At 51.7% G+C, this 7,415-nt stretch carries 5 protein-coding genes; all 5 read right to left on the reverse strand.

What is annotated here, in order from left to right:
- Positions 1 to 367: 367 nt before the first annotated feature.
- The 5 genes from QZR21_RS07025 to QZR21_RS07045 all read right to left on the reverse strand — a co-directional run bounded on the left by QZR21_RS07025 (position 368) and on the right by QZR21_RS07045 (position 6,349).
- Positions 368 to 2,860: a virulence-associated E family protein gene (locus tag QZR21_RS07025; RefSeq protein WP_296974608.1), complete on the reverse strand. Its 2,493-nt coding sequence runs from the start codon at positions 2,858 to 2,860 to the stop codon at positions 368 to 370.
- Positions 2,861 to 2,917: 57 nt separating this feature from the next.
- On the reverse strand, positions 2,918 to 3,481 hold the full coding sequence (locus QZR21_RS07030) for a hypothetical protein (RefSeq protein ID WP_296099695.1): 564 nt from the start codon (positions 3,479 to 3,481) through the stop codon (positions 2,918 to 2,920).
- Positions 3,482 to 4,619: 1,138 nt separating this feature from the next.
- Positions 4,620 to 4,847 (reverse strand): DUF1659 domain-containing protein, encoded by a 228-nt coding sequence (locus tag QZR21_RS07035; protein WP_296099696.1) that lies wholly within the window; start codon positions 4,845 to 4,847, stop codon positions 4,620 to 4,622.
- 451 nt (positions 4,848 to 5,298) lie between these two features.
- Positions 5,299 to 5,505, reverse strand: coding sequence for a DUF2922 domain-containing protein (locus QZR21_RS07040; RefSeq protein WP_296099698.1), 207 nt, complete (start codon positions 5,503 to 5,505; stop codon positions 5,299 to 5,301).
- A 274-nt stretch (positions 5,506 to 5,779) separates the two neighbouring features.
- Positions 5,780 to 6,349: a helix-turn-helix domain-containing protein gene (locus QZR21_RS07045; RefSeq protein WP_296099700.1), complete on the reverse strand. Its 570-nt coding sequence runs from the start codon at positions 6,347 to 6,349 to the stop codon at positions 5,780 to 5,782.
- Positions 6,350 to 7,415: the final 1,066 nt, after the last annotated feature.

Consider the following 7,415-nt stretch of genomic DNA (forward strand, 5'->3'; position numbering starts at 1 on the left):
TATAGCACATAGATGCATCGATTTAAAGTAAAGTAATTAATGTCGTTTACTATAGAAGCTAGCAGCTAGAAGCCCTCGCCGGTTTATATGCATCGCCAGTCACACGACATTCCGGGACGAAGTCCCAGGCACAACCCTCGCGCGCGTATACGTGTATACACGGACCGTGTACCATCCCCTTTTTTACTTCGTACATCTCTATAGATCATTTCTTGTCCCTCTTGTCCCAAAACCGTTTCCATCCGACAGCGGCTGATTTTTTGAGGTGGACAAGCAGTTGGCACAAGTGGGACAAGGTGGACAACGTCATCGAAAAGAATCAATGACAATACATGATTTCAGGGACAAGCCGGACAAGATGGACAAGCTATACTTCGATCTTGTCCCGCCTTGTATAGACACGCTGGCGCCCATAAATGGTTCTGACACGAGTGTCTGATTTCTCCCATCCCGGAATACGTCTCATGATCGCCGTGATGTCATAGGAGTCCTGTTTCCGGATCTGGGCAGGATCTTTCCCGAAGCACTCCGCAAAGATTTCCAGATTGCTGACCATCTGGCGGCGAGTGGTCCCCTGGTGATTGCCGGCTAACGCATCACCGGACAGATACAGGCGCCGGGCTGTCAGATCTAATGATTCCCAGTCCGATGGAATCCGGGTTTCCAGATACTTACGAACAAGGCATTCCCGGTCATCGGACTCCATGGCGCTCTGCTGCATGGCGGCGGCGATGCTGTGGAGTTCTTTTTCCAGGTACAGGGGCTCTTTTTCTTTGTAAATCCCAATGGCCTCCGCCCAGATCTGGGAAATATCGTCTTCCGTGAGGTGCCAGGGTTTCTTTTCGGACAGGCCGGTCACAGGCACCGGCCAGAAGCGGCGGTTCCCTGTGATGTCCCGGAGGAAACCGTTTTCCGCGTTTGTGGTGCCTACGATGATGCACTGCCGGGGATGGCTTTCCACGTTTACTCCATAGCTGGCCCGGTATTTGTCGTCGGTCCGGGAGAGGAAGGATTTCACGGTCTCGATATCCGCTTTCTTCATACCCGCCAGTTCTCCCAGTTCCAGGAGAAAATAGCCCTGCAGCTTTTCTGCCGCTGCTTTATCCCGCATATCGGTCAGGGTAAGGCTGTCGGAAAACCACTCTTTCCCCAGTTTTTCAAAGAGGGTGGATTTGCCGATACCCTGGGGGCCATTGAGGATAAGGACGGAGTCAAACTTCGTACCGGGCCGATGGATCCTTGCCACCGCAGCAGCCAGGGTCTTCCGGGTCACTGCCCGGGTATAGGCATTATCCACGGCGCCGAGATAGTCGATGAGGAGGGTCTCCACCCGCTTCACCCCGTCCCAGGGCGGGAGCGCGGCGAAGTATTCCCGAATGGGGTGAAACTGCCTCTCGCTGGCCACGGTGATGAGGGCGTCCTTCGATTTCGGCGGCCCGTAGATGCCGTAGCGGGTGGAAATGTAGCTGTTCAGGTTCGACATGTCCGCGTCGCTCCAGCCCGGTTTCACCCGGGGCCAGGGAAGGTCTCCCCTCACGTCTACGGAATCCCGGAAAAGGTTGTAGGAAATGGGAAAGAGCCCCTCATCCCGGCGAAGGATGGTGAGGAAATTGGGAAGGCAGTTATCCACGGTGCCGTTGGAACGGAGGGCCAGCCCTCCAGGGGCCTTCTCTTTCTTTCCTGCCGTCAGCCCCGATTCCCCGCTGCCGGCGCCATTCTTTTCCCGGCTGCCGCTGCCCTTCCGGGCAGGAGCGGCGGGAGGGGCGGAGAAATCTTTCCGTGCCTCCTCCCCCTTCCGGTTTGCCATTTCATGGCGCACCCGGTCATTGCCGCCGGCATATCTCATCATGGCCCGGTAGGAGGGCAGTTTGTAGGTACAGGTGCCTTCGGGCATATTCCTGTCCAGGTGGCCGTACTTATGGAGACGCACGGCGTCGAAGGCATTGAGCAGCCTCCCGCAGAGGGGATCTGTGGCGTGGTAGGAGTACAGGAATTTCCCCTCATACACCACCACTCCCGCCGAGGAGTCTGCCGGGATGTAATCGTACCGGCCGGGGACAGCGGAGGGGGCGTACACGTCGGACAGGTATTTCCGGATGATCTCGTCCATGCTGTAGGACCGGCAGAAGGCGCCAATGATGCCCTCCTTTTTCAGGGGATCATGGACCTTCCCGGTCCCTTCTTTGCCGGAGAGGGGCTTTCCCTCCATCCCGGGCCAGGAGAGGACATTCTTCCAGTCCTCGTACTCCCGGAGGATGGGGTCTGGGTCCAGAGGGTTCCCTTTGATTTCTTCCGCCGCATAGACTCCGTCCCTGGAAACGGAGCCCCAGTACATGAGCCGCTCCGGCTCGTAGGTGGTGTCGTCGAAAAGTTCCATGCCCAGACGGCTTGCCACCTTTCGGGATACCGCGCCGTACTCCGCCGCCGACAGGTCCCGGAGGAGAGGAATCACCAGACGGAGTCTCGGTTTTTCAGGAGTGCTCTTATGGGTGGAGTACAGGAAACAGCGGTAGGATACCTTCTTTTTCAGCTCATCCACAATGCCCGGATGGCCATGGTCCATGTCCAGGGTAATGAGGGACCGGCACAGGATGCTTCCTTTGTTCCGCCGGCCCTCACGCAGGGCACCGCCTACAAAACCGCCTACGTCCTTCACGTCGGACTGCCGGTCCCTGGGCAGGGCCCGGTACTCCTCCATGGTCTCTCCTGTGACCACAGGCTCTGCCATGCGGCGCACCAGGGTTTCCCAGGAAACCTCTTCATTTTTCCAGACCTTCTGTCTGCGATTGGCGGCGGTTGCGATGCTGTACTTTCTAACCATGTTGACATCCTTTCCATTTCGACTGTTCCACTGATTCATCGTTGAAACCTCTCTATAGTACTTGCCAAAAATCTGTGACTTCAGAATAGTTTTATATTATGTTTTCATTAAGCTTTCATGAGTTACCCAGTTTCTGCACTTTTCCCTGATTTTTCGGATGCAGTAATCCACCTGGCTGCAGGACAGATGGTGCCGTTCCCCATATTCCCGCCTGGTCATGGACCGCGCCATGAAGAGCTCCCGGACCAGGTCCATTTCTCCGGCCGTCAGGAATGAGGCCATGTGGCCCACCATGTTGCTTTTCCTGGCGAGGGAAATCAGACACTCCCTTTCCCTGGGAACCATCATTTCCTCCCGATCCTCCAGAAAGGCGGAAAGACGGGACAGGTGCCGGAGCCCCCGCCGATGCCGGCGGTCATTGTTGTACTCCCGATCATCCAGGTCATTCATCACCTCCTGCAGGTGCAGCACCGGGACGAATTCCTTCTCCCACCGGTTCGCCTTCGCCAGGCGCCGGTCGTAATCGTCCCACATGAACCGCTCCACTTCCTCCTCCGGAATGAGCAGAGTCTCATTCACCGGGTAGGACCGGCGCCGGTTATCCTCGTACCGGTGGCCCTTACCCCAATCGTTCACATAGATCTTCGCTTTTCCTTTCATTGGAACCTCCTTTTCAGGAAACCTTCATGAAACTGAAAATAAAAAAAGGACCGGTCTTTTGAACCCGTCCCTCGACGAAACTGAACCACCACCCTTGCGGGCTCACTATCCAGCTCACGGAAAAGTTGATGTATCTTCTGAACTTGTGCCGCCAAATCCCACGAAAAAAAGCCGTGCAGTGGTAGAACAGCCATGCTGTAAGGCTCTATGGATTTGCGAATCTACGATTAGTTTACTATGAAGACATAGCATCGGTCAAGAACAATCATACATAATATTAAAAATTATTTTTGTAAAAAAGAGTGAATATTGATTTATAAAATGCAACTTATAAATGAATAGCTTATTCATAAATTACATAATAATATTCAATTCTAGTTATTACTTTATATTATAGAAATCACTATTAATATTTCAAGATAATCATAGATAGTTTACATATTTTATAAAACCAAAAGCAGCTTACTTTAGATTTGATTAGTGGTGATGAAATCTATTTGATAAGTAGTGCAGTAATCAAAAACCGGTGGTCACAAAATGTGACCACCGATTGAAAGAATAGGAAAGGACCGGCCGGTGATTCCCACCACAAGCGGCGCCACCGCGGGCAAATGGAGTATTTAGGGAGTACCGGAAAATCAGGGAGCTGCCGCTCCCCAGATCGAGATCGAGGGGGACTGCCGCTTTGCCGCAGAGATTGAGACCGAGATCGAGACCGAGGGTTTTCGCCTTCGGCGCTTCTATCAGCTAACCTCCGTCTGCTTCGCAGATTCTGCCTCTACGAGGCAGATCCATCCCCTGCCCTTTGGGCTGCCGCCGTTTGGCCAGATAGGAAAGCGCTTTTATGGGCAGGCTAAGCGCCTTTTGATCTCAGGCCAAACTTGGAAATCCTCTGCAGGATTTCCATCTCCAAGGGGGCACGTGCTTACCTGAAGCCTCGATAGACGGGATAACGTTCATAATGAATCATCTCGTAAGCATGCAGGCCCTTAGAGAAGGGCCGCGGCAAAGCCGCAGGATGGATGCGGCAGAGCCGCTGGAAATCTAGATCTAGATCCTTAATGCCTCCGGCCTCATCTTCCTCGATCTGAGCATACTAAAAGGACCTGCACTCACACAGGTCCTTTTCTTACATCACTCACGCTCCTTCCGAGAGATCGTTGGTATCAATCCGGCGAAGACCGTTCAGGGTGTAGGCGGTGAGGCCGCAGATGGCCTTCCCCGCATCCATGAGCTGGTCGTCGCTGGCATCCAATCTGATATTGGAATAGTTCAGGCTTTTGATCTTGTCCTTACCGGAAGCGGATGTACCATCCACCACCCGGACCTGGAGTTTCAGATCAGTTAAAGCTTTCTGTGCTGCCATGGGGTTTCCTCCTTTCTTGTAACAATATTGTGATAGATCGAGGTCGAGACCGAGTTCGAGGGAGTTCGCCTGCGGCTCTTCTATCAGCTATCCTTCGTCAAATGAGGTCGAGATCGAGATCGAGGGCATCAGCGGCTGCGCCGCCATAGGAATTCTAACGACTCTACCCCAATAACGTCCCATTTGACTCCGCATGAGGCCCCTTCCTCGGGAAGGGGTTCCCGCCAGGGTGGGGTTAGCTGATGGAATCCGGCCCGCAGGGCCCAACCAACTCAAGGCTCAAAGCTAAAGGCTCAAGGCTTCCGCACGTACGCACGACACTTAGCCACACACCCGCGGCGGAGCCGCTGGAGATCTAGACTTGGATCTAGATCTAGATCTTTAGGGCCTCCGGCCCCATCTCCTCGATCTCGACCTCGATCTCGATCCAGCGCACGTCTGCACGCCACTCTTACGCAAGTTCTTCTTCACTAGTCGTCACGATAACCGCTTTCTTGAAGCTGGTGATATCCGCACCGGAGCGGGAGACCAGTACCGCCTGGATCTTTGCTGCTGCGGTCTTGACTTCATCCAGGGTAAGGCCATCCTTTGGGTTTGCGATGGTCATGGTGGATGTGGCGTTGCTGCCGGCATTAAATACGAGCTGCAGTGTCTTCATTCATTTCCTCCTTTCTGGGCACGACTCCGGGTAGCGCTGATTGACTCGCAGAGTCAGATTTCATAAGGATTTTTATGCACTGCTTCGTCATAATCCTCCTTAAATAGCTCGCTATTCTCGTCGGACTATTCCTCGCATTGCATAAAAATCAAGAATAAAATCTGACAGCGATTCAATCAGTGCTACCCTCGGATTTTTCATCCCGGGCCCTGGGATGTTCCGTTCAATTTAGCCCTCTACTCTATACATAACGCGAGGTTACCATTTGTGAACATCAGCTAGCAAAAGTTTGTTGAAATTCATCATAATTTTTGAAAATGGATCGAATATTTCTGGCATGCCGGTATACTACGCTGAATGAAAGGTTATTTTCCCTGGCAATATCCCGCCACTCTTTCCCTTCCATCCTGCGGCTGAACAGCTTTCTCTGGGTATCTGTCAAAGGGCAGGAAGCGATGATAGTCTGTACCTCTTTTTCATTAAGTACTGGTTCCATTGAAGCATTTGCATCAGGAACATCAGGAATTTCACTCATGGATGGTGAAAATATCTTCTTCTCCAGTTCCCTTTCCCTGGTCATATTCAGACGGCTCCACTTCAGCCTCTTCATGACGTACTTAATGAAATGGATATCTTTAGACGGATCAAACGACAAAAGGCATTCCAAAAAGCATACCCATAAATCCTGCTCTGCATCTTCCCTGCTCCAGTCCTCGTAGGAGCCATAGGAAAGACGATGGATATACTTTTTGAAATGCCTGCAGATTTCTTCTTTAGCAGAAGCGTCCGTTTTTGCTTCTACTGCCAGCTTATCCAGATACTGGTACCGTTCTTCTTTAGTCATTGGGAATCATCCTTTTCTCCGAATTCATCCGGAAAAATCGGTTCCTCACTTATCTTGACTGTTTAGCGGTTTAGCGATGTATCTGTTGAGCAATGTAGCATCAAGTGATTTCCGATTATGTAATTGTTAATTTCATTGTAACATATACTGATAAAGATTAAAAACCAGATTCCATTTATACATACCCAAAGAAGACCCGGTGTCCGTAGATTGCAAGAATTCGTCCAATGAATCAGACGCCAGCGTGAAGGGCGTAACCGAAGTTATCCCCAAACTGAACTTGTCGTCAGAGGATCAAAAGCATGAGCTAATCTAAAGTCCTGAGCCTTCCATATAGGGTTGTTTTTAGCGAAAATAACCGGTTATCCGGCTGCCGGATTCCAGGCTTTTCACCAAGGCCTTGGCTATTTTCCCAGATTCTTTCGCAGGATCCTCTTTATTTCCGCCATCCTCGATGGCCATTGAGGTGGGGAGTCAAGCAGACGTCCATGGAGACTTCCAACTTCATAGAACCTTCCCTTAGCTAGCAGTTGGGAAATATGAAATTGGGCCTATCCATTCTAGAGACTTTTTGTCCCTCTACTATATACATAACGCGAGATGTCATTTTGTGAACATGGAAAATCAAATTTTCCAAAAATTTGTTGGAGGACAGGCCCTGCGGGCCGGACCCATTACCATCTCTCAGCCGTTGGCAGCTCTCTTCTGGGAAGAGAGCCTTCTGTAGAGTCATCTGCACGTTTCAGGTGTAGAGTCTTTAGGATCCCGTTCGCGGCGGAGCCGCTGATGTCCTTGATCTCGGTCTCATCTGGCGGAGGTTAGCTGATGGTTGCGCCGCAGGCTGAAACTCTTTTAACCTCCCCCATCTATGGGGGAGGTGCCCGCAGGGCGGAGGGGGCTCTCGCTAAAGTGGCTCAGACCGTTTCCTGCTAATATCAAAAGCTGCTCTGAAACCTATCGGGTTGTAACACCGTCACAGGCATTTACCAGAAAGATTTCTCGACTCATCGCAGCTGTAGCGATTTTAAGGACAGATTCACTTATCATGCTGCCACCGCTCGAAATG

Source organism: uncultured Dialister sp. (assembly GCF_900541605.1).
Taxonomy (GTDB): Bacteria; Bacillota; Negativicutes; order Veillonellales; family Dialisteraceae; genus Dialister.

Bases quoted from the DNA above. Each gene is read 5' to 3' on its own strand.
- QZR21_RS07025 (WP_296974608.1), bottom strand. From the start codon at position 2,860: ATGAATCAGTGGAACAGTCGAAATGGAAAGGATGTCAACATGGTTAGA.
- QZR21_RS07030 (WP_296099695.1), bottom strand. From the start codon at position 3,481: ATGAAAGGAAAAGCGAAGATCTATGTGAACGATTGGGGTAAGGGCCAC.
- QZR21_RS07035 (WP_296099696.1), bottom strand. From the start codon at position 4,847: ATGGCAGCACAGAAAGCTTTAACTGATCTGAAACTCCAGGTCCGGGTG.
- QZR21_RS07040 (WP_296099698.1), bottom strand. From the start codon at position 5,505: ATGAAGACACTGCAGCTCGTATTTAATGCCGGCAGCAACGCCACATCC.
- QZR21_RS07045 (WP_296099700.1), bottom strand. From the start codon at position 6,349: ATGACTAAAGAAGAACGGTACCAGTATCTGGATAAGCTGGCAGTAGAA.